This is a genomic window from Pseudomonas sp. CMR5c (genome assembly GCF_003850545.1).
Classification (GTDB): Bacteria; Pseudomonadota; Gammaproteobacteria; order Pseudomonadales; family Pseudomonadaceae; genus Aquipseudomonas; species Aquipseudomonas piscis.
Genome location: NZ_CP027705.1, coordinates 5,435,973 through 5,457,692 on the forward strand (window position 1 = coordinate 5,435,973; position 21,720 = coordinate 5,457,692).

Sequence of the window (21,720 nt, forward strand, 5' to 3'; positions counted from 1 at the left end):
CCCTGGCGGCCCGGGCCTTGGCCCACAAGGAAGAGCGCCATGCCCCTGCTGTCATTCGACCGGTTGTCCCAGCAACTGCCCGAGCCCTGGCAATCCTCGCCGGTGGGGCGGATCGGCCCGGCCTGCGTCAAGGTCCTGCGCATGGACCAGCAGCCCAGCGGCGACGAAGTCCACGACTACGACGAAGGCCTGTTGGTGACCGAGGGCTGCCTGCGCCTGGGCATCGACGGCGGCACCGTGCAGGTGCGGGCCGGGCAGATGTACCTGGTGCCGGCCGGGCAGGTCCACAGCGTGCTCCCGGGCAGCCAGGGCACCCTGGTAATCATCGATACTTGGAGCCGTGCGCCCGCAACGGCGTCCCGGCGCGCCCACCCACGGCCCGTAGCGGCCGACCCCATAGCCACGGAGAAAGCCATGTCCCATCGCTTGCTTGCAGGGCTCGTCCTGCTGCTGTCGTTCACCAGCACCTTCGCCAGCGAGCGCTGGCAGACCCTGCCGCCCACTCCAGCCCCGGTGGCCGGGGCCCAGGGTGGATATGCAAAGGTCAATGGCATACGCCTCTACTACAGCAGGATCGGCCATGGTTCGCCGGTGGTGCTGCTACATGGCGGCCTGGGCAATGCCGACTACTGGGGCCATCAGGTCAAGGCCCTGGCCGCCCGGCACACGGTGATCAGCGTCGACAGCCGTGGCCATGGACGCAGCACCCGCGACGCGCGCCCCTACGGCTACGACCTGATGGCCGACGACGTGGTCGCCCTGCTCGACCAGCTGAAAATCACCCGGGCCGATTTCGTCGGCTGGAGCGATGGCGCGATCCTCGGCCTGGACCTGGCCATGCGCTACCCGCAACGGGTGGGCAAGGTCTTCGCCTATGCCGCCAACACTCGCACCGACGGGGTCAGGGAAGGGGTGGAGAACAATCCGACCTTTGCCGCCTACATCGAGCGCGCCGGCAAGGAATACGCGAAGCTGTCGCCAACACCCGGGGAGTACCAGGCCTTCGTCGAGCAGATCAGCCACATGTGGGCCAGCCAGCCCAACTGGAGCGACGCCGACCTTTCCAGGATCAAGGCGCCGGTACTGATCGTCGATGGCGATCGCGACGAAGCCATCAAGCGTGAACACACCGAATACATGGCGGCGACGATTCCCGGGGCCGGGCTGTTGATCCTGCCCAATGCCAGCCATTTCGCCTTTCTCCAGGATCCCGGTTTCTTCAACGCCGCCCTCGAGCATTTCCTCGACGGCCAATGACCCCGGCCTTTCCCCCGCCCCACCACGGATGTCCCCTTTAGCGGGGACGTCTTTATTGGCAATTTTGCATAAACGCATATTTAAATTGCGTTGACGCATATTTCATCTAAGGTTGATTACAGACCCGACAGCGCCTGCCATCGAGGCTGGCCTGGCGCGATGCTCGGCATTCGGGTCCGGTACGCCGCTCGCTCCCGTGCGGCGACGAACACCAGCCGGAGGCTGGTTTTCATTCACGGAGGATGAACATGCTAAGCACTACCCTGCCCCCTATCGGCAATCCACAAGTCATGCCCCGCTGCCTGGCCGGCACCCTGCTGGACCCAGAGCTGGACGAGATCACTCAAGCGGCCGAGGCCGCGCCCCTGGCCGGCGCCCGCCTGAACTTCAACATCCAGCAGCAAACCCAGACCAACTGGTGCTGGGCCGCCCTGTCGGCCTCGGTCGGCAATTACTACAACACCGGCTCCTGGACCCAATGCGGCGTGGCCAACGCCGAGCTGGGCCGCAGCACCTGCTGCAGCCAGCCCGGACCGTGCAACGTCTATGGCTACCTGGACTCGGCCCTGCGTACCACCGGCAGCTACGGCGGCATGCGCGAAGATCGCATGCAGATGGCCGCCATCGAGAACCAGCTCGGCATGGGCCGCCCCGTCGGCCTGCGCTGCGCCTGGTACGGCGGTGGCGCGCATTTCCTGGCGATCTACGGCACCGACGGCGGCTACGTACTGGTGGCCGACTCGATCTTCGGCTACTCGACCCGCGCCCTGAACAGCTTCCCCGGCACCTACAACGGCGGCGGCAACTGGACCCACACCTACTTCACCCGGAAAAACTACTGAGGAGGCAGCATGCAACTGACTTATCCAAAGGCGCCCGTCGGTGGCGTCCAGCAACTGCGTCCGGCCCTGCAGGCGGCCCTGCAGACCCAGGGCTTCGGTATCAATCGCGCCTTCGCCAATGCCGGTCCGGCCACCTTGAACCTGTCCCAGGCCTTTCGTGGCTATACCCTGAGCCTGGAAGACCTGGCCAACGGCCAGGACCTGGCCCAGGCCACGCCGGGCGATTGGCATTACCTGGTGTTCGCCGGTGGCGTCTCGATCGCCGATGCCCAACTGACCGAAACCACCGGCCAGCTGGAGTTCTGCGCGCTGAACCACGGAGCCCTGGCGGCCTCGACCATCAGCGCCCTGAACCTGGCCGAACAAGCCCCGCAACTGCAAGGCAAGTCCTATGAACTGCGCTTGTTGTTCGTCCCGGCCCTGCAAGCAACGCTGATCTGGCTGCACGGCGACGCCGAGGAAGTGCTGATCCCCATCGAGCCCACGCCCGCCAACCTGGTACCCCGGCAGCTCTACAGCGAGGCCACGCTGTTCGGCCTGCTGGTACCGGCCGCCAAGCAGGCCAAGGCTGTGTTCGATGCCGACACCAGCGGCACCCTGGGCGGTTGAGCCCGGCAAAAAAAATCCGGCGCCCCTCGCGGGACGCCGGATTTTTCATTGCCTGGCCATCAGGCCGGGCTGCTCACGCCGAGAGCAGCACCGGGACGCGGGTCAGGAGGCCGAACGGGCCTGCTGCTGGGTGTTGGTCGGCTGCAGGTTGAGCATGTAGAACAACGCGGTCAGCAGCACCAGGAACGCCGGGCCGACATACAGCGCCACGCGGGTATCCGGGAAGTAGGCCATCAGCCCCACCACCAGCACCAGGAACGCCAGCGCCAGGTACGAGCTGATCGGGTACAGCCACATGCGGTACTTGAGGCCAGCGCGCTCGGCCGCAGTCAGGCCTTTGCGGAACTTGAGCTGGGCCAGGAGGATCATCACCCAGGTCCAGATCGCGCCGAAGGTGGCGATGGAGGTCACCCAGACGAACACCTTCTCGGGCACCAGGTAGTTGAGCAGCACGCCCAGCAGCAAGGCGAAGATCGACAGCAGCAAGGCGCGACGCGGCACGCCGCTTTCCGAGGTCTTGGCGAAGCTGGCCGGCGCCTGGCCGTTCTGCGCCAGGCTGTAGAGCATGCGACCGGTGCTGAAGATGCCACCGTTGCAGGACGACAAGGCCGCGGTGATCACCACGAAGTTGATGATGCCAGCGGCGGTCTTGATCCCCAGGCGCTCGAAAGTCATCACGAAGGGACTGCCCTGGGTGCCGATTTCGTTCCATGGATAAATCGACAGGATCACGAACAGCGCGCCCACGTAGAACAGCAGGATGCGCCAGAACACCGAGCCGATGGCGTTGGGAATGGTTTTTTGCGGGTTGCGTGCTTCACCGGCGGTCAGGCCGATCATCTCCACGCCCAGGTAGGCGAACATCACCATTTGCAGGGACATCAGCACGCCGGTCACGCCGTTGGGCATGAAGCCGCCGTGGGTCCACAGGTTGGAGATCCCCAGGGCCACCCCATCGTTGCCGAAGCCGAAGGCGATGATGCCGACACCGCCGATGACCATGGCGATGATGGTGACGATCTTGATCAGGGCGAACCAGAACTCGAACTCACCGAAGGCCTTGACCGCGATCAGGTTGATCGAGCCCATGCTCACCAGGGCCGCCAGGGCCCAGATCCAGCGCGGTACATCGGGGAACCAGATGCCCATGTACACCGCCACGGCGGTGATCTCCGCGACGCAGGTCACCAGCCACAGGAACCAGTAGTTCCAGCCAGTGAGGAAGCCCGCCAGCGGGCCCAGGTAATCTTGTGCATAGCGGCTGAAGGAACCCGCGACCGGGTTGTGCACCGCCATCTCGCCGAGGGCGCGCATGATCACCAGGATCGCCAGGCCGCCGATGATGTAGGACAGCATGATCGCCGGACCGGCCATTTCGATGGCCTTGGCCGAGCCGAGGAACAGGCCGACGCCGATACAGGCGCCCAGGGCCATCAAGCGAATATGCCGTTCGCCGAGTTCGCGTTTCAGCGGGCCGCCCTGAGCGGTTTCGCCGTGGGGCAGTTGGTTGCCAACTGGCATAGAGATACAACCTCATTTTGTTATTGGATATGAACCACCGAGTCTTCCAGGTCGCGGCGGATAACCGCGGCCTGCTCGACCGGACCGGCCTTGTGGGACGGCGCGTCTGTAGGACAAAACCTGCCAGATCAGCGGGGTGCGCAGTATAAAAAGCTCGTCACAGGGCTTTTCACTCTATAAACAGCAAAATTCAGAGAGAAATCTCGGCAAAAACCGCTTTCACGGAGAAGCATTCCCTGCTTTTTTCCACCAAACCCCACTCGGAAAGGGGCGTGAGTATTGCACAGCCCCGGTGCCCCGTCATGCCCCTACCTAGGGCGTATTTACCTGGGAAAAGGCTCTATAACAGGGGTTTGCAAAGGGAGGTAGGCAGCCCTGCGTACAAGCCCACGACAGCCCTGGATCCGGGCTCGACTGGCTATTGGGTACAACGTACGACTCGCCCTGGTAGTGAGCGGATAACCAGCCAGAACGCAGACCTGATTCCCCGCTGACCCGCCAAACGGTCGTTTTGACAATTTCTTCACCACCGGCCGCCACCGACTAAGCTTCAGACAAGTCCGATCAATCTCTGTGGAGGGATCAATCGACTATGGGCGCTTTGGGGCACACCGATCCACGCAGTACCGCAGTGCCAAGCCACAGCGACGACGAAGCGCCTTTGCCCGAACGCCCCCGGCCCCGCCGTTATTTCTGGCGCCTGTTCTGGCTGTTGTTGTTGATCGCCCTGGTCGCCCTGGGCGTTGCCGCCAGCCGCGAAATGCGTACTTCCAGGTTCCAGGCCCGGGAATTCAGCAGCCTGGCCCGTGACCTGAGCTATTCCCTGCAACCTGGCCCCAGCGACGCGATTGTCTATCCCGGCGCCGGCCCCTTCGATCGACGCTTGGGTTACAGCGCCCTGGGCGAGTTCCTCCCACGCCTGCTCAAGCGGGGCTACCTGATCGAGTCCCAGGTACGGTTCTCCCCGGCATTGATGGACTACAGCGAAAACGGCCTCTTCGTGCCCTATGCCGAGAAGATCCAGGCCGGGCTATCCATCACCGATTGCCGCGCCGCGCCGATGTACCGGTTCAAGTATCCGCAGCAGTTCTATGCCAGCTTCGCCAGCATCCCGCCCCTGGTGGTGCATAGCCTGCTGTTCATCGAGAACCGCGACCTGCTGGATCCACAGCTGGCCCAGGCCAATCCGGCGGTGGACTGGCCGCGCTTCGCCAAGGCCGCCTGGTCCCAGGTAGCCCGGCTGCTGCACCTGCCCGGCCAGAGCGCCGGGGGCAGTACCCTGGCCACCCAGCTGGAAAAATACCGCCATTCCCCCGATGGCCTGACGGTGTCGGGCGGGGAGAAGATCCGCCAGATGATTTCCGCCAGCGTGCGCGCCTATCAGGACGGCCCGCAGACCCTGGAGGCCCGCAAGCGCATCGTCCGCGACTACCTCAATAGCGTGCCGCTATCGGCCGTCCCCGGCCATGGCGAGGTGCACGGCATGGCCGAAGGATTGCGGGTCTGGTACGGCGCCGACTTCAGCCAGGTCAACCAGGCCCTGGCCGGCACCGGCACCGATGGCCACAGCCTGGCCCAGCGCGGCTTGGCCCTACGCCAGGTGCTGTCGTTGATGATCGCCCAGCGCCGCCCCTCCCATTACCTGGCCAAGGGCCGTACGGAACTGGCGGACCTGACCGACAGCCATATCCGCCTGCTGGCGCAGAACAATGTCATAGACCCGGCGCTGAGCGCCGCCGCCCTGGCCAGCAAGGTGGCCTATCGCGACTGGCAGCAACAGCCGACGATCCAGCCGATCGAGACCAACAAGGGCATCAGCGTGGCCCGCAGCCGCCTGGCGGCCCTGCTCAACCGCCCGCTGTACGACCTGGATCGCCTCGACCTCTCGGCCACCAGCACCCTGCAGAGCGACCTGCAGCGCCAGGCCACCGAGTACCTCAAGCACCTGGCCGACCCGACGTTCGCCGCCCAGGTCGGAGTGCTTGGCGAACGCCTGCTCACCCCCACCAGTACCACCCAGGTCCGCTACAGCTTCACCCTGTTCGAACTCACCGGCGACGGCTCCCGGGTACGGGTGCAGACCGACAGCACCGACCAGCCCTTCGACATCAACGAAGGCAGCAAGCTGGAGCTGGGCTCCACCGCCAAGCTGCGGGTGCTGACCACCTACCTGCAGATCATCGCCGAGCTGCATGACAAGTACGCCGGGCAGACCCCGGCGCAGTTGAAGAAAGTCCCGGTGGACGACCAAGACCGCCTGAGCCGCTGGGCCCTGGACTACCTGGCGCAGAACAGCGACCAGAGCCTGCCGAAGATGCTCGACGCCGCCCTGGATCGCACCTACTCCGCCAGCCCCGGCGAGGCGTTCTTCACCGGCGGCGGTGTGCACCACTTCCACAACTTTCGCAACGAGGACAACGGGCGCAGCCCGACCCTGCGCGATGCCCTGCGCGAATCCATCAACCTGCCGTTCATCCGCCTGATGCGCGACCTGGTGCGCTACAGCACCTACGGTGGCGACAGCACCAGCGCCGAGCTGCTCAAGGACGATGACAACCCACGGCGCCAGGAATACCTGGCGCGCTTCGCCGACCGCGAAGGCACCTCGTTCCTCCTGCGGTTCTGGAAGAAGTACCGCAACAAGGACACCCAGTCGCGCCTGGAAACCTTCCTCGACAGCATGCACCCCACGGCGATCCGCCTGGCCGCGGTGCATCGCTACCTGCTACCGGATGCCAGCCAGGACAGCTTCAACCGCTTCGTGCGGGCCCATATGAAAAACGCCAAGGTCGGCGAGAAGCTCACCGACGAGCGCCTGGACAAGCTCTACGCCAGCTACGGTCCTGGAGCCTACGACCTGCCGGACCAGGGCTACATCGCCAAGGTCCACCCGCTGGACCTGTGGCTGCTCGGCTACCTGATGAACAACCCCGAAGCCAGCTTCAGCCAGGTGGTCAAGGCCAGCGAATTCGAACGCCAGGAAGTCTACAGCTGGTTGTTCAAGAGCCGTCACCGCAGCGCCCGGGACAGCCGCATCCGTACCATGCTGGAGATCGAGGCGTTCCTCGACATCCACCAGCGCTGGCAGGCCGTGGGCTATCCGTTCGACCACCTGGTGCCGTCCCTGGCCACCGCCATCGGCAGTTCCGGCGACCGGCCAGCGGCCCTGGCCGAGCTGGTGGGGACCATTCTCAACGACGGTGTGCGCCTGCCGACCCTGCGCATCGACAGCCTGCACTTCGCCGCCGGCACACCCTATGAAACCCGCTTGCTCAACGACCCGGACAAGGGCCAGCGGGTAATGCCTTCGCAGGTGGCCACGGCGCTGCGCGGGGCCCTGTCCCAGGTGGTGGATGCAGGCACGGCAAAGCGGGTATCCGGCAGCTTCAAGCTGGCCGACGGCACGCCCCTGGCCATGGGCGGCAAGACCGGCACCGGCGACAACCGCATCGAAGCCATCGGCGCCGGAGGCCGGGTGCTGAGCTCCAAATCCATCAACCGCACCGCGACCTTCGTGTTCTACATCGGCGATCACCACTTCGGCACCCTCACCGCCTATGTTCCCGGCGCCTCCGCCCAAGCCTTCAAGTTCACCTCGGCCTTGCCGGTGCAGGTGCTCAAGGGCATGGCGCCGATCCTCATGCCCTACCTGCAACCGGGTAGCGGCACCCAGTGCCAGGGCAACCTGGTGCAACGCTGACACCCTCCACGCCGGCCAGCCCCGGGGCTGGCTGCACGGCATTTCGCGCTCTCTTTGCCAATTGGCGCTCGCGACGAACGGTGGCCCCGGGTCGTGCGGAACCGCTTGCTTCAGCATTAAGATATATCTTAAGTTATGTCTTAACCAAAACGGAGAGCACGAAAATGAGAGAGCACCACCATCCCCACCATCACCGCGGACATGGCGACGGCCCCGAAGGCTTCGAGCGCCGCGGCGGCCGTGAGCGCGGCGGCCGTGGCCCACGGGTATTCGCCCCCGGCGACCTGAAGCTGCTGCTGCTGGCGTTGATCGCCGACGAGCCTTGCCATGGCTACGACCTGATCCGCCAGATCGAAACCATGTTCGATGGCGTCTACAGCCCAAGCCCGGGCGTGATCTACCCGACCCTGACCTTCCTGGAAGAAAGCGAAATGATCCAGGGCGATGCCGAAGGCGGAAAAAAACGCTACAGCGCCACCGACACCGGTCGTCTGTTCCTCAAGGAGCAGGCCGTTGCCCTGGATGGCGTGCGCATGCGCATCGAAGTCAGCAAGCGCTCGCTGCGCGGGCATGACCGCCCGGCAGAAATCCACGAGGCGGTGCACAACCTGCGCCATGCCCTGCAAATGCATAACGGTCGCTGGAGCCCCGAGGAAATCCTGCGGGTCCGCGATCTGCTGAACAACACCGCCAAGGCCATTGTCGATGGTCCTGCAACCCCTTCCAGCCAGGAGAAAGCCGAATGACTGCCACCCCCGAACTGTCCATTCACCGGGTCATGCACGAGATCAAGCGCCGGCGCCTGCAGGTCCTGCGTGTGGTCGACGTCACCCCGCGCATGCGCCGGGTCACCCTGGGCGGCCCGGAACTGGCCGGGTTCCTCAGCCTGGGCAGCGACGACCATGTGAAGTTGCTGTTCCCGCAGAACGCCGAGCAGCAAGCCGCCCTGCAAACCCTGGTCATGGGCCCGGGCAAGGACAGCGGACCGATGCCCGCCATGCGCGACTACACCCCGCGCCGCTACGACCCGCAGTTGGGCGAGCTGGACATCGACTTCGTCTTGCACGGCGACGGCCCCGCATCGACCTGGGCCGAACAGGTCCAGCCCGGACAGGAGCTGCACATCGCCGGGCCACGAGGCTCGATGGTGGTCCCGGATATCTTCGACAGCTACCTGCTGATCGGCGATGAAACCGCCCTGCCGGCCATCGCCCGGCGCCTGGAGGAACTGCCTGCCGGCCGCCGGGTCCTGGCGGTGATCGAAATCCAGGATCGTGCCGAACGCCAGGCGCTGCACAGTGCCGCCGAGGTGGAAGTGATCTGGGTCGAACGCGATGGCGGCCAGCAGGATCTGCATGCTTGCGTGCGCGGGCTGCAAGTGCCCCAAGGCCGGCTGTATGCCTGGATCGCCACCGAGAGCAAGGTCTCGCGGCAACTGCGCCGGATTCTGCTCGATGAACACCGGCTCGACGACGAGTTCGTCAAGGCCGTCGGCTACTGGCGCCTGGATACCAGCGAAGAAGACTGATCGCTCACCCGCCAAGCCCTCGCCGGCGCAGGTGCCCAGTACCTCGCCGGCGAATCATTTCTGGCCCGCGCAATGCCGGCGCCCCAGCCAGTGGTCCAACCCCAGCAATAGCAGCGACACCAGGACGAACCCTGCCAGCAGTCCGAGGGCATTGAGCACGGCCCGGGGATACCCCAGCCGGTCAACGGCGATGAAGGGATAGGGATAGAGCCCGAGCAAGTGACCGCGCAGGAGCAGGTAGGCGAAGTACAAGGTCGGGTACAGCGTCCATAGCCCGACATGGCGCAAGCGCAGGCGGCCCTTGGGTACGCAGCAGCACCAGTAGGCCAGGAACAGCAGCGGCATCACATCGTGCAGCAGCTCATCGGCCAGCCACTGCCAGCCTTGGGGATGCCACAAGTGGCGCAGCAGCAGGTTGTAGGCCAGGCCCACCAGCACGATGCTGGCCGCCACCGCACCACTGACCCAGGGTTGGAGCATGAACGCCTGCCCGCGGGAAACCCGCAGGTTCAGGGCGCAGGTCAGCACGCTGGCCACCAGGGTATTGCTGAGCACGGTGAAGAAACTGAAGAAGTTCACCAGGCCGCCCAGCAAGCTGGCGCCGACATCCCAGCGCAGCAACAGGATCAGGTACAGCTGCACCGCCAGGCCGAACCAGCCAAGGAATGCCGCGATCGCGATCAGGCCGCGCCGAGCGGACCACTGGGCCAGCGATCCGTCCTCCATGCGGGGCCTCAGAGCGGACGCTTGGTGCGCTGCAATTTCACGTAGAGCCGCTCGACCTTCTCCCGGGCCCAGGGCGTCTTGCGCAGGAACGTCAGGCTCGACTTGATGCTCGGATCGCTCTTGAAGCAGCGGATGTCGATGCGTTCCGCCAGTCCCGACCATTCGTAGTGCTCCACCAGGGCCTTGAGGATCTGTTCCAGGGTCACGCCATGCAGCGGGTCGGTGTGGGTAACGGTCATGCCAGGCCTTCGAACGCAGATGAGGAAAACAAGCCGCGCACCTTAGCCGACGGCCTGCGCCCGCGCCAGTGCGCTGGATTAACTGTAGCCGCTAGGCAGCCCGCAAGGCTGCGCAGGCCTTCAATGATCGACTGGCCAAATTCGTCACCAGCCCCTACCTGTCGGCCGCTGCGCGCCCGTTCACAGCCTGCGGCAGCGGTGATGCGCGGGCGGCTTGGCTGCCGTTGCGCCAAGCCGCGAAGGCGCCCCGATGCGAGTCGATGAAAAAGTTCCTGGCTTTTTCATACATTTGAGATGTTATATTGTATCAACACATGACAACTCACCCGCGCTTCGGGTGTCCCGTGTCCCGCCTGTTTTTCGACTCATATGCGCGTCGCGCAATGCTTGCCAAGGAACGACCGATGTCCCTCTCAGCTCACCGCCCTTCTCGCTCGCTACTGTGGCGCCTGTCGCCGCTGTCCGCCGCCGTGCTGATCGCCTCCCAGGCCCACGCCGTGGAACTGCCGCAACAGGTCATCACCGCCAACCCCCTGGGCAACACCGAACTGGCCGCCCCTACCACCGTGGTGGAAGGTGATGCGCTGACCCTGGCGCAGAAGGGCAGCCTCGGCGAGACCCTGAACAAGCAGCCGGGGGTGTCTTCGTCGTACTTCGGCCCCGGTGCCAGCCGCCCGGTGATCCGCGGCCTGGACGGTGATCGCATCCGTATCCTGCGCAACGGCGTCGGCGCCCTGGATGCTTCGTCGCTGTCCTATGACCATGCCGTGCCCCTGGATCCGGTCAACGTCGAGCGCATCGAGATCGTCCGTGGCCCGGCAGCCCTGCTCTACGGCGGCAACGCCATCGGCGGGGTGATCAACAGCTTCGACAATCGCATCCCCACCGAGGCCATCGAGGGCATCCACGGTGCCGGCGAATTGCGCTACGGCGGTGCCGATACCACCCGCAGCAGCGCCGGCAAGCTGGAAGCCGGCAACGGCACCTTCGCCCTGCACCTGGATGCCAACTCACGGCAGTTCAACGACCTGAAGATCCCCGGTTACGCCCGCAGTCGCCATGCTCCGGCAAGCGAAGACGGGGACGGCAAGAAAGGCCGCCTGGGCAACAGCGACGGCCGCCAGGACGGTGGCGCCATCGGCGGTTCCTACACCTGGGACGACGGCTACGCCGGCTTGTCCTACAGCAACTACGACTCCAACTACGGCTCCCCAGCCGAGCAGGACGTACGCATCCGCATGAAGCAGGACCACTACGCCTTCGCTTCCGAGTTGCGCAACCTGCAAGGCCCTTTCAGTTCGCTGAAGTTCAATGCCGGCTATACCGACTACGAACACCGCGAGATCGAAGGCGGCGAAACCGGCACCACATTCAAGAACAAGGGTTATGAAGCCCGGGTCGAGGCTCGGCACTTGCCCATCGGCCCGCTCGAAGGGGTGGTCGGGGCCCAGTTCAATCGCAACGAATTCTCGGCCCTGGGCGAGGAAGCCTTCGTCCCGAAAACCGATACCAACAGCGGCGCGCTGTTCATCCTCGAGGAACTGCAAGCCACGGACCGCCTGAAACTCAGCCTTGGCGGGCGCCTGGAACACACCGTCGTGGACCCGGATGGCAAGGGCAACGAACGCTTCGCCCAGGCCGACAAATCCAGCAGTTTCACCGCCGGCAGCCTGTCCTCGGGCGCGGTCTACACCCTGACTCCGGTCTGGTCCCTGGCTGCCACCCTGGGCTACACCGAACGCGCGCCGACCTTCTACGAGCTGTATGCCAACGGCGCCCACGTCGCCACCGGCACCTACGAAGTGGGCAACGCCAAGCTGTCCAAGGAAAAAGCCGTCTCCAGCGACCTGGCCCTGCGCTTCGACAACGGCGTGCATAAAGGCAGCGTCGGGGTGTTCTACAGCCACTTCTCCAACTACATCGGCCTGCTGGGGACGGGGCGCACACTCGACGATGAAGGCGAAGAAGATCTGGCAGGGCATCCGGAATACATCTACAGCGGAGTACGGGCACGCTTCACTGGAATCGAAGCCCAGGATCGCTGGACCCTGGGAGAGAACGCCTACGGCAAGTTCGCCCTGGAGCTGTCCGGCGACTACACCCGGGCCAAGAACCTGGACAACGGCCAGGACTTGCCGCGTATCGCACCACTGCGCCTGAACAGCGGCTTGCTCTGGGAACTGGACCGCTGGCAGGCCCGGCTGGACGTGCAACACGCCGCCAGCCAAGGCCGAGTACCGGACAACGAAAGCGGCACCGATGGCTACACCACCCTGGGAGCCAGCGCCGGGTATCGCTTCGACATCGGCAGCAGCCAGTGGCTGGCCTTCGTCAAGGGCGAGAACCTGACCAACCAGACCGTGCGCTACGCCAGTTCGATCCTGCGGGATATCGCCCCAGCGGCCGGGCGCAGTGTGGAAGTGGGCCTGCGCACTACCTTCTAAGGCCAGGCCAGCCAGCGCCCCGCTCGGCGCTCAGCGATAGCGCCGCGGGTCGGTGTCGATCAGGCTGGCCAGTTGGGTCAGGGCAAAGCGCAACTCGTCGCGGGTGGTGGGCGACATCAGCACCACTCGCACCTGGCGGCAGCTGGCATCGCGCTCCACCTGGAACTGCGTGCCGCTCATCACCAGCACGCCATTGGCCCGGGCCAGGGTGGCGAACTCATCGGCGGTCCAGGGCTGCGGCAAGGTCAACCACAGGTGGTAGCTGTGGGGCTGGGTCCGGAACTCGAAACCGGCGAACACTTCCCGGGCAATCGCCTGGCGCGCCGCCGCCTCACTGCGCTGGGTCTCTACCAGCTTGCGGTCCAGCCCCTCGACCAGCACATTGCTGGCCAGTTGCGCGGTCAGCGGCGAGGGCATCCATACGCTGCTGCGGACCATCGCGCTCAAGCGCGACAGCAGCTTGGGCGGGCTGTACAGGTAGCCGACCCGCAGGGCCGGCATGATCGCCTTGGACAGGCTGGTGAGGTACACCGAACGCTCCGGCGCATAGGCCGATAGCGGCTTGATCTGCGGATCGGTGGCGAGAAAACCGTAGATATCGTCGTCGACCAGCAGGAAGTCGAACTCTTCGGCCAGTGCCGCAATCTGTGCCCGACGCCCCGGCGACATGATCGCCGTGGTGGGGTTCTGGCAACTGGCGACACACACCAGCAACGCCGGTTTCTCCCGCAGGCACTGCTCGCGCAAGGCTTCGGGCAGTATCCCCTCCTCGTCCATGGCCACGCCCCGCAAGCGCCGCTCCAGACCATGGGCCACCGAGATGATGCCCGGGTAAGCCAGGGACTCGCAGAGCACCAGGTCACCGGCATTGCTCAAGGCGCTGATGGCGACCATCAGCCCGTGCTGCGCGCCGGAGGTAATCACCACTTGTTGCCACTGGGCCTCGGGCAGCGAATGCCGCAACCACTGCGCCCCCGCCTCGCGGTGGGCCGGATGGCCGCCATCGGGGGCATAGTCCAGGGCCCGACCGAAATCGCTGCTGCGGGCCATGCCCACCAGGGCGCCGCGCAGCCAGTACTCCAGGGTTTCGCTGTAGGGCTTGATCAGCGACAGGTCCAGGGCCTCGGACTGGCCCAAGGCCAACGACGGCCCGGCTGCGCCCTCCGCCAACGCCAACGGCGCGTGCCCCAGCACGTAGGTACCACGCCCCACCTCGCCCTGCACCAGGCCGCGGCGCTGGGCTTCACCGTAGGCCCGATTGATGGTGCCGGGGGTAACGTTCAGGGTCACCGCCAGCTCGCGCAGGGTCGGCAGGCGCTCACCATCCTTGAGCAGGCCACTGCCGATATCCCGCTGCAGGGCATCGGCGATGGACAGGTAGACCGGCTGGTTGAAGTCGCTTAACTGGGGAACCCACATGGAGGCTGGTGACCATCGGCTGCATTGAAATGCGGCGCAGCATAGCACAGGGCCGCCGCCCACTCGCCTATGGAATCAATCGGCAAATTGATTCAATCACCAGGCCAGATTTCGCCCGGATGATTTTTTATCAAACGTACCTCTACCAACAAAATCGTTAATAAACAGTTAGTTAGAATAAATAATCAGTATTCAATGCTCCTCGCCAAGCATTGATTGCATCAATACAATTGAATCGATTCAATTTTCTGAAATACACTGAAACACGCTCCTTTCGATCGACTCAATCATCCACCCCCACCAGTCGAGATGCCATGCACAACCTCAGCAAGGACCTGTCCCTCTCCGCCGTGGTCGCCGGCTTGATCGCCGTGATCATTTCCTACGCCGGCCCCCTGATCATCGTGTTCCAGGCTGCCCGCGAGGCCCATATGCCCGATGACCAGGTGTCCTCCTGGATCTGGGCCATATCCATCGGCAGCGGCCTTACCGGCCTGCTGCTCAGCTGGCGCTTGAAGGTGCCGGTGATCACCGCCTGGTCCACCCCCGGTGCCGCACTGCTGGTCTCGATGCTGCCGACGGTATCGCTGCCCCAGGCCATTGGCGCGTACATCGTCGCCGCGCTGATCATCGCCGTGCTCGGCCTCAGCGGCGCCTTCGACAAGCTCATGGCCCGCCTGCCCAAGGCCATCGCCGCCGCCATGCTGGCGGGCATCCTGTTCCGTTTCGGCGCCGGGCTGTTCACCTCGCTCAGCCTGCAACCGGTGCTGGTGCTGGCGATGCTCGCCACCTATCTGCTGGGCAAGCGCTGGTCGCCGCGCTACGCGATCCCCGCCGTGTTGCTGGTGGGCTGTTGCATAGCCGCGGCCCTGGGCGAATTCAACCTGGGGGCCATCACCCTGGCCGTGGCCGAGCCGATCTTCATCGCCCCACAGTGGAATTGGCAGGCCATCGTCAATATCGGCCTGCCCCTGGCCCTGGTGACCCTCACCGGGCAATACGTGCCGGGCATGGCAGTCATGCGCAGTTCCGGCTATACCACCCCGGCCCGCTCGATCGTGTCCTGGACCGCCATCACCTCGGCGCTGCTGGCCCCCTTCGGCGCGCACGGCATCAACCTGGCCGCTATCACCGCGGCGATCTGCACCGGCCGCGAAGCCCATGAAGAGCCCAATAAGCGCTACATCGCCGGAATCGCCTGCGGCTTGTTCTACCTGCTCATGGGAGTGTTCGGCGCCACCCTGGCCTCGGTCTTCGGTGCCCTGCCCAAGGAACTGATCGCCGCCCTGGCCGGCCTCGCCCTGTTCGGCGCCATCAGCACCGGCCTGAGCGGCGCCATGGCCGACGACCAGCAACGTGAAGCGGCGCTGATCACCTTCCTGGTCACCGCCTCGGGCATGAGCTTCCTGGGCCTGGCCGCGGCATTCTGGGGCTTGATCTTCGGCCTGGTGGCGTACTTCGTCCTCGGTCATACCCGGCACAAGGCTGCCGTGGTGCAACCGTCTCCATCACGCTGAGCGGCAAAACCCGAACGACTGTTACCGAATCCGAAACGGTTCATGTCGATAAAAGCGCTTTCTCTTGCCGAGAGGGCGCTTTATTCTTCGCACCCGAAGCTGAAACGCTTCACTTTCCTTTTGAAAACAGCGGCCTGGCGCCCTCGACCGACAGCGGTCAAGGTCGCATGCCCTGCCCTTGTTTTGCCTATTCCTAGAAAAAGACCTTATTCGAATGCCTATGCCTCTTTCTCAGCGCGCAAAAGATAGCGCTGTCCTGACGCCAGCCGCCTTCCTCGGCGCCCTGGGTTTTGCCGCTTGCGCCCAAGCCACGCCGGCCTTCGACAGCGACTCACCCTGGATGCTCGGCGACTGGAACGGCACCCGCACGGAACTGGCCAGGCAGGGCTACGACTTCAAGATCGACTACGTCGGCGAGATGGGTGCCAACCTGCGCGGCGGCTACGACCATGACCGCACCGCACGCTACAGCGACCAGTTCGCCTTCGGCAGCCACCTGGACCTGCAGAAGATCCTCGGCTGGGACGATGCCGAGTTCCAGCTGACAGTGACCAAGCGCAATGGCGACAACATCAGCAACGACCGGATCAACGACCCACGGGTCGGCGGGTTCACCTCGGCCCAGGAAGTCTGGGGTCGCGGCCAGACCTGGCGCCTGACCCAGATGTGGTACCAGCAGAAGTTCTTCGACCAGAAGCTGGACATCAAGGCCGGTCGCTTCGGCCAGGGCGAAGACTTCAACAGCTTCCCCTGCGACTTCCAGAACCTGGCGTTCTGCGGCTCGCAAGTCGGCAACTGGGCCGGCAGCGTCTGGTACAACTGGCCGGTCAGCCAATGGGCCCTGCGCATCAAGTACCACCTGACCCCAGAGCTCTATGCCCAGGTCGGCGCCTACGAGCAGAACCCTTCGAACCTGGACCGCGACAACGGCTTCAAGCTCAGCGGCAGCGGCACCCAGGGCACCTTGCTGCCGGTGGAGCTGGTCTGGACTCCACGGCTCAATGGCCTGCCCGGGGAATACCGCGCCGGCTACTACTACAGCAGCGCCAAGGCCACCGACGCCTATAAAGACCGCAATGGCCAGCCCGCCGCGCTGACCGGTGAGGCCTACCGCAGCAGTTCGAGCAAGCACGGCCTGTGGCTGGGCGTGCAACAGCAGGTCACCAGCCTGGCCAGCGACCAGTCCCGGGGCCTGAGCCTGTTCGCCAACGTCACCGCCCATGACAAGAAGACCAACGCCATCGACAACTACGTCCAGGCTGGCCTGGTCTACAAGGGTCCGTTCGACGCCCGGGCCAAGGACGACATCGGCTTCGCCCTGGCCCGGGTCCATGTCAACCCGGCCTACCGCAAGAACGCCCAGGCCAGCAACCAGGCCCGCGCGCTGTACGACTACGACAACCCGGGCTACCTGCCGCCCCAGGACACCGAGTACAGCGCCGAGCTGTACTACGGCGTGCACCTGGCCAACTGGCTGACCGTGCGCCCCAACCTGCAATACATCCGCCATCCCGGCGGTGTGAACCAGGTGGACGACGCGCTGATCGGCGGCATCAAGCTGCAGAGTTCGTTCTGAGGCCCGCCGGCAAAAAAAGCCGGCGCCATCCACTTTCCTGCTGAACCAAGCCCGCGCCTGAACGTCATCTACAGTGAACATGCGCGGGTACATTCTTAACGTCACGGAGAACCACACTATGAGCACAGAGGGCGCTTCGAGCCCGAGCCGCTTGCTACCAAGCCTGCTCGGGATCTTGCTGCTGCTAATGGGCCTGGCCTTGCTGGCCGGGGGGATCAAGCTGAGCATGCTCGGCGGCTCGCTGTACTACGTCCTGGCCGGTATCGGCCTGACGCTAACCGGCCTGCTGTTGCTGGCCGGCAAACGCGCGGCACTGGGCCTGTATGCGCTGGTGCTGTTCGCCAGCACCATCTGGTCGCTGTGGGAAATCGGCCTGGACTGGTGGCAACTGGTACCGCGCCTGTCGCTGTGGTTCGCCCTGGGCGTGGTCTTGCTGCTGCCCTGGTTCCGTCGCCCACTGCTGCGTGATGGCCCGGCCCCCATGGGCACCGCCGCCCTGAGCGTGGCCGTGGTCCTGGCTGGTGGCGCCGCCATCGGCAGCCAGTTCACCAACCCCGGGGAAATCTCCGGCGACCTGGGCCGCGACAGCGCGGACATGACCAGCACCGCCCCGACCATGCCCGAAGGCGACTGGCAGGCCTATGGCCGTACCGAATTCGGTGACCGCTACTCGCCGCTCAAGCAGATCACTCCGGCCAACCTGGGCAAGCTGCAGGAAGCCTGGCGTATCCGCACCGGCGACATGCCGACCGCCAAGGACCCGGTGGAAATCACCAACCAGAACACCCCGCTCAAGGCCAACGGCATGCTCTATGCCTGCACCGCCCACAGCAAGGTACTGGCGCTGGACCCGGATACCGGCAAGGAAATCTGGCGTTTTGACCCGCAGATCCAAGGCCCCAACGGTGACGACTTCCGTGGCTGGGCCCACATGACCTGCCGTGGCGTGTCGTACTACGACGAAGCCAACTACCAGAACTCCGACGCCATCAGCCATCCGGCGTCGCTCTCCCCAGCTGGCCAGGCCATCACCGCCAGCTGCCCGCGCCGCCTGTTCCTGCCGACCGCCGATGCGCGCCTGATCGCCATCAACGCCGACACCGGCAAGGTCTGCGAAGACTTCGGCAACAAGGGCGCCGTGGACCTCAAGGCCGGCATCGGCTCGTTCACTCCAGGTGGCTACTACTCCACCTCGCCGGCGGCCATCACCCGCAACCTGGTGATCATCGGCGGTCATGTGACCGATAACGAGTCGACCAACGAGCCGTCCGGGGTGATCCGTGCCTTCGACGTGCACGACGGGCACCTGGTCTGGAACTGGGATTCGGGCAACCCCGACGAAACCACGCCGCTGCCTGAAGGCAAGACCTACACCCGCAACTCGCCGAACATGTGGTCCCTGGCCAGCGTCGACGAGAAACTGGGCCTGGTCTACCTGCCACTGGGCAACCAGATGCCCGACCAATGGGGCGGCAACCGCACCGCGGGCGCCGAGAAATTCAGCGCCGGCACCGTGGCCCTGGATATCGATACCGGCAAGCTGCGCTGGAACTACCAGTTCACCCACCACGACCTGTGGGACATGGACGTGGGCAGCCAGCCAACCCTGCTGGACATGAAGACCGCGGACGGCGTCAAGCCGGCGCTGATCCAGCCGACCAAGCAAGGCAGCCTGTATGTGCTGGACCGTCGCGATGGCACCCCGATCGTGCCGATCCGCGAGATCCCGGCCCCGACCGGAGCCGTGGAAGGCGACCACACCGCACCGACCCAGGCCCGTTCGGACCTGAACCTGCTGAACCCGCCACTGGACGAAAAAGCCATGTGGGGCGCCACTCCGTTCGACCAGATGCTGTGCCGCATCCAGTTCAAGGAGCTGCGCTACGACGGCCAGTACACCCCGCCATCGGTGCAGGGCAGCCTGGTCTATCCGGGTAACGTCGGCGTGTTCAACTGGGGCAGCGTATCGCTGGATCCGGTACGCCAGTTGCTGTTCACCAGCCCGAACTACATGGCCTTCGTTTCCAAGCTGGTACCGCGCGCCGAAGTGGCCGCCGGCAGCAAGCGCGAAAGCGAGACCTCGGGCGTGCAACCCAACACCGGTGCTCCTTATGCGGTGATCATGCATCCGTTCATGTCGCCGCTCGGCGTGCCTTGCCAGGCTCCGGCCTGGGGCTACGTGGCCGGTATCGACCTGACCACCAACAAGGTGGTGTGGAAGCACAAGAACGGCACCAGCCGTGACAGCTCGCCGATCCCGATCGGCCTGCCGATGGGCGTACCGAGCATGGGTGGTTCCATGGTCACCGCCGGCGGCGTGGGCTTCCTCAGCGGAACCCTGGACCAGTACATCCGCGGCTATGACGTGAAGAACGGCAAGGAGCTGTGGAAATCCCGCCTGCCAGCTGGCGGCCAGGCCACGCCGATGAGCTACACCGGCAAGGATGGCAAGCAGTACGTGCTGGTGGTCGTGGGCGGCCACGGCTCACTGGGCACCAAGATGGGCGACTACATCATTGCCTACAAACTGTCGGAATAAACCCGATAGCGACTGAAAAAGGCGGCTACCTGCGGGTAGCCGCCTTTTTTTGTGCCCGCCCTCACACGCCTTCGTGTAACGGCTGCCGCAGGCTAGGTACGGCCGCGCAGCGGACGCGGATCCAGGAAGGCCCTACGGGCCTTGGCGCAGCTTCCCAGGCTCGGCAGCGGCTACAGCCATGGGTTTTGAAAAGTCCTACAGCTCATAGAGAACAACATCACCTTGTTCCCTGCGACCGTCTGCCTTTAAGGTCCGCAAGATCACCGGGCAGGCCCCAGGCAATGGACGACGACACCGCACATCCCCCAAGGCGCTTCATGCCCCTCACCAGCAACGACTACGATATCCCCGCCCTGCTGGTGGACACCCAGGCCCCGCTGGATGCGCTGCACGAAGCGGCCATCCACCGTATCCGCGCCGCGACCCAGCTGCTGGAAAGCATCGCCAGCCAGGACCACCTCGGCGGCAATCCACAATTGCTCCAGGACTTCGCCCAACTGTGCGTCATCCCCTTGCGTGATGGCTGCGACTTGCTGGATGTATTGGGCCGCCGCCTGCAGGAACAACTGGCCGATTGACCCTGCCAACCTGCGTAATTGCAAAGGGACATTAGCCCATCTGTGCTAATCGACCCTCCCCGTCCCCCGACGCTATAGTTTTGGCCAACCACCTCGTTCCCACCAACACCGCAGTCCTGCGGTGCGGGGGACGGCTGCGCCGTGGAAAGAAACTACAACACCAAGGAAGCGTCATCATGAAACTCCATCCCAACGCCCGTTCCTTCACCCTGCTCAGCGGCCTGGTGGTCGCGCTCGCCGGCTGCGCCGTCGCCAGCCCCAGCAACGACGACCTGAAGAACCGCGCCCAGCTCACCATTGGCAAGAACGTGACCAGCGTCTCGAACGTGCGTAACGACAATACCCAGACCTACTTCACCGCCAACACCAGCGCCGGTGGCTACAACTGCGTGCTGCCCTCCGGCGGCATGATTGCCTTTGCCAGCATGGGTGGCCTGGTCTCGATGCCTGCCGAGTGCAACAAGGAATAAAGCGGCCATCCCGAAAACTCGCGACGAGTCACCGCACCTGCCCGACACAGGGCGGTGCCGTGCGAACGCGCTACTTCCCTGCACGCAAAGGTCCCGCCGTCATGACATCCCGCCTATTCATGGTCTCCGGTACAGTGCTGCTCGCTTGTGCCTTGAGCGCCTGCGCCCCGCGCCAGGGACGAACCCTGGACGAATACCCGCTGGTGAAGGTCCCCAGCGTGCAATACCCCGACGTCCCCTTCGACACCCAGGCCGCACGTGCGGCCATGCAACCGGGCACGGCAACCCTCACCGGCAAGTTCTGCATCGTCGGCAACGATGGCATCGAGAGCAGCCGCAACGTCGAGATCTATCTCTATCCAGTCACCCCGCACTTGCAGGCCTGGCACAAGTTGCGCTCATCCCAGCCCGAAGGCGCACCGGTGAGCATGCTCCCCGAGGCCGTGGCCGTGCACCGGGTGACCCGGACCAACGACAACGGCATCTTCCAGTTCACCGGCCTGCAACCGGGCCGATACTTCGTCCAGGGTCAGGACATGGTGTACGGCACCAGCCGCTGGAACGAGTACGTGGGAACCGGCCAGAGCAACACCAACTACGGGCCGGTGACCACCCACTACTACACCGAGCGCAGCTCGATCTCTTCGTACTCGGGCATGCTGGATGACTTCGTCGAACTCGCCAGCGGCGACAACAAGAAGCTGACCATGACCAACTACCCCCTGCTCATCCCGTGCCGGACCTGGTAGCGTCCG

The 21,720-nt window shown here is 64.8% G+C and carries 17 protein-coding genes and 1 pseudogene; 14 read left to right on the forward strand and 4 right to left on the reverse strand.

Annotated elements, in window-relative coordinates:
• Positions 1-39: 39 nt before the first annotated feature.
• The 4 genes and pseudogenes from C4K40_RS31815 to C4K40_RS24990 form a co-directional block, all read left to right on the forward strand.
• Positions 40-330: pseudogene (locus C4K40_RS31815) on the forward strand (cupin domain-containing protein); the annotation flags it as partial.
• Positions 331-414: 84 nt separating this feature from the next.
• Positions 415-1,257 carry an alpha/beta fold hydrolase gene (locus C4K40_RS24980; RefSeq protein ID WP_053132159.1) on the forward strand — a complete coding sequence of 281 codons (843 nt, stop codon included), beginning with the start codon at positions 415-417 and terminating at the stop codon, positions 1,255-1,257.
• A 248-nt stretch (positions 1,258-1,505) separates the two neighbouring features.
• Positions 1,506-2,099 carry a papain-like cysteine protease family protein gene (locus C4K40_RS24985; RefSeq protein WP_022643466.1) on the forward strand — a complete coding sequence of 198 codons (594 nt, stop codon included), beginning with the start codon at positions 1,506-1,508 and terminating at the stop codon, positions 2,097-2,099.
• Positions 2,100-2,108: 9 nt separating this feature from the next.
• Entirely contained in the window at positions 2,109-2,708 is a 600-nt protein-coding gene (locus C4K40_RS24990; RefSeq protein ID WP_022643467.1) for a hypothetical protein, read from the forward strand.
• Positions 2,709-2,810: 102 nt separating this feature from the next.
• On the opposite strand, the gene C4K40_RS24995 is transcribed toward C4K40_RS24990, so the two are convergent.
• Positions 2,811-4,229, reverse strand: coding sequence for an amino acid permease (locus C4K40_RS24995; RefSeq protein ID WP_022643468.1), 1,419 nt, complete (start codon positions 4,227-4,229; stop codon positions 2,811-2,813).
• Positions 4,230-4,821: 592 nt separating this feature from the next.
• Between C4K40_RS24995 and C4K40_RS25000 the strand changes: the two genes are divergently transcribed.
• The 3 genes from C4K40_RS25000 to C4K40_RS25010 all read left to right on the forward strand — a co-directional run bounded on the left by C4K40_RS25000 (position 4,822) and on the right by C4K40_RS25010 (position 9,457).
• Positions 4,822-7,929 carry a transglycosylase domain-containing protein gene (locus C4K40_RS25000; protein WP_022640646.1) on the forward strand — a complete coding sequence of 1,036 codons (3,108 nt, stop codon included), beginning with the start codon at positions 4,822-4,824 and terminating at the stop codon, positions 7,927-7,929.
• Positions 7,930-8,093: 164 nt separating this feature from the next.
• Complete coding sequence (locus C4K40_RS25005) at positions 8,094-8,675, forward strand: PadR family transcriptional regulator (RefSeq protein ID WP_022640647.1); 582 nt, start codon at positions 8,094-8,096, stop codon at positions 8,673-8,675.
• Positions 8,672-9,457: a siderophore-interacting protein gene (locus C4K40_RS25010; RefSeq protein WP_022640648.1), complete on the forward strand. Its 786-nt coding sequence runs from the start codon at positions 8,672-8,674 to the stop codon at positions 9,455-9,457. The genes C4K40_RS25005 and C4K40_RS25010 overlap by 4 nt, the downstream gene beginning before the upstream one ends.
• Before the next feature lie 54 nt (positions 9,458-9,511).
• Here C4K40_RS25010 and C4K40_RS25015 read toward each other — a convergent pair whose 3' ends face one another.
• The gene (locus tag C4K40_RS25015) at positions 9,512-10,183 is read right to left on the reverse strand and encodes a Pr6Pr family membrane protein (RefSeq protein ID WP_022640649.1); all 672 of its coding nucleotides are present in this window, start codon (positions 10,181-10,183) and stop codon (positions 9,512-9,514) included.
• A gap of 8 nt (positions 10,184-10,191) precedes the next feature.
• Positions 10,192-10,422 (reverse strand): VF530 family DNA-binding protein, encoded by a 231-nt coding sequence (locus tag C4K40_RS25020; RefSeq protein ID WP_022640650.1) that lies wholly within the window; start codon positions 10,420-10,422, stop codon positions 10,192-10,194.
• Between the two features lie 404 nt (positions 10,423-10,826).
• On the opposite strand from C4K40_RS25020, the gene C4K40_RS25025 reads away from it, so the two are divergent.
• Entirely contained in the window at positions 10,827-12,866 is a 2,040-nt protein-coding gene (locus tag C4K40_RS25025) for a TonB-dependent receptor (RefSeq protein WP_053131724.1), read from the forward strand.
• Positions 12,867-12,896: 30 nt separating this feature from the next.
• Here the strand turns inward: C4K40_RS25025 and C4K40_RS25030 are convergent, their stop codons facing one another.
• Positions 12,897-14,285 carry a PLP-dependent aminotransferase family protein gene (locus C4K40_RS25030; protein ID WP_053131727.1) on the reverse strand — a complete coding sequence of 463 codons (1,389 nt, stop codon included), beginning with the start codon at positions 14,283-14,285 and terminating at the stop codon, positions 12,897-12,899.
• Positions 14,286-14,599: 314 nt separating this feature from the next.
• Here C4K40_RS25030 and C4K40_RS25035 point away from each other — a divergent pair, with 314 nt between their 5' ends.
• The 6 genes from C4K40_RS25035 (at position 14,600) to C4K40_RS25060 (ending at position 21,714) form a co-directional block, all read left to right on the forward strand.
• Complete coding sequence (locus C4K40_RS25035; protein ID WP_053131730.1) at positions 14,600-15,802, forward strand: benzoate/H(+) symporter BenE family transporter; 1,203 nt, start codon at positions 14,600-14,602, stop codon at positions 15,800-15,802.
• A 220-nt stretch (positions 15,803-16,022) separates the two neighbouring features.
• The gene (locus tag C4K40_RS25040) at positions 16,023-17,378 is read left to right on the forward strand and encodes a carbohydrate porin (RefSeq protein ID WP_053131733.1); all 1,356 of its coding nucleotides are present in this window, start codon (positions 16,023-16,025) and stop codon (positions 17,376-17,378) included.
• 118 nt (positions 17,379-17,496) lie between these two features.
• The gene (locus C4K40_RS25045) at positions 17,497-19,917 is read left to right on the forward strand and encodes a glucose/quinate/shikimate family membrane-bound PQQ-dependent dehydrogenase (protein WP_031320422.1); all 2,421 of its coding nucleotides are present in this window, start codon (positions 17,497-17,499) and stop codon (positions 19,915-19,917) included.
• A 317-nt stretch (positions 19,918-20,234) separates the two neighbouring features.
• Entirely contained in the window at positions 20,235-20,495 is a 261-nt protein-coding gene (locus C4K40_RS25050; protein ID WP_022640657.1) for a hypothetical protein, read from the forward strand.
• A 176-nt stretch (positions 20,496-20,671) separates the two neighbouring features.
• The gene (locus tag C4K40_RS25055; RefSeq protein ID WP_022640658.1) at positions 20,672-20,965 is read left to right on the forward strand and encodes a hypothetical protein; all 294 of its coding nucleotides are present in this window, start codon (positions 20,672-20,674) and stop codon (positions 20,963-20,965) included.
• 101 nt (positions 20,966-21,066) lie between these two features.
• Entirely contained in the window at positions 21,067-21,714 is a 648-nt protein-coding gene (locus tag C4K40_RS25060; RefSeq protein ID WP_053131737.1) for a carboxypeptidase-like regulatory domain-containing protein, read from the forward strand.
• Positions 21,715-21,720 lie beyond the last annotated feature (6 nt).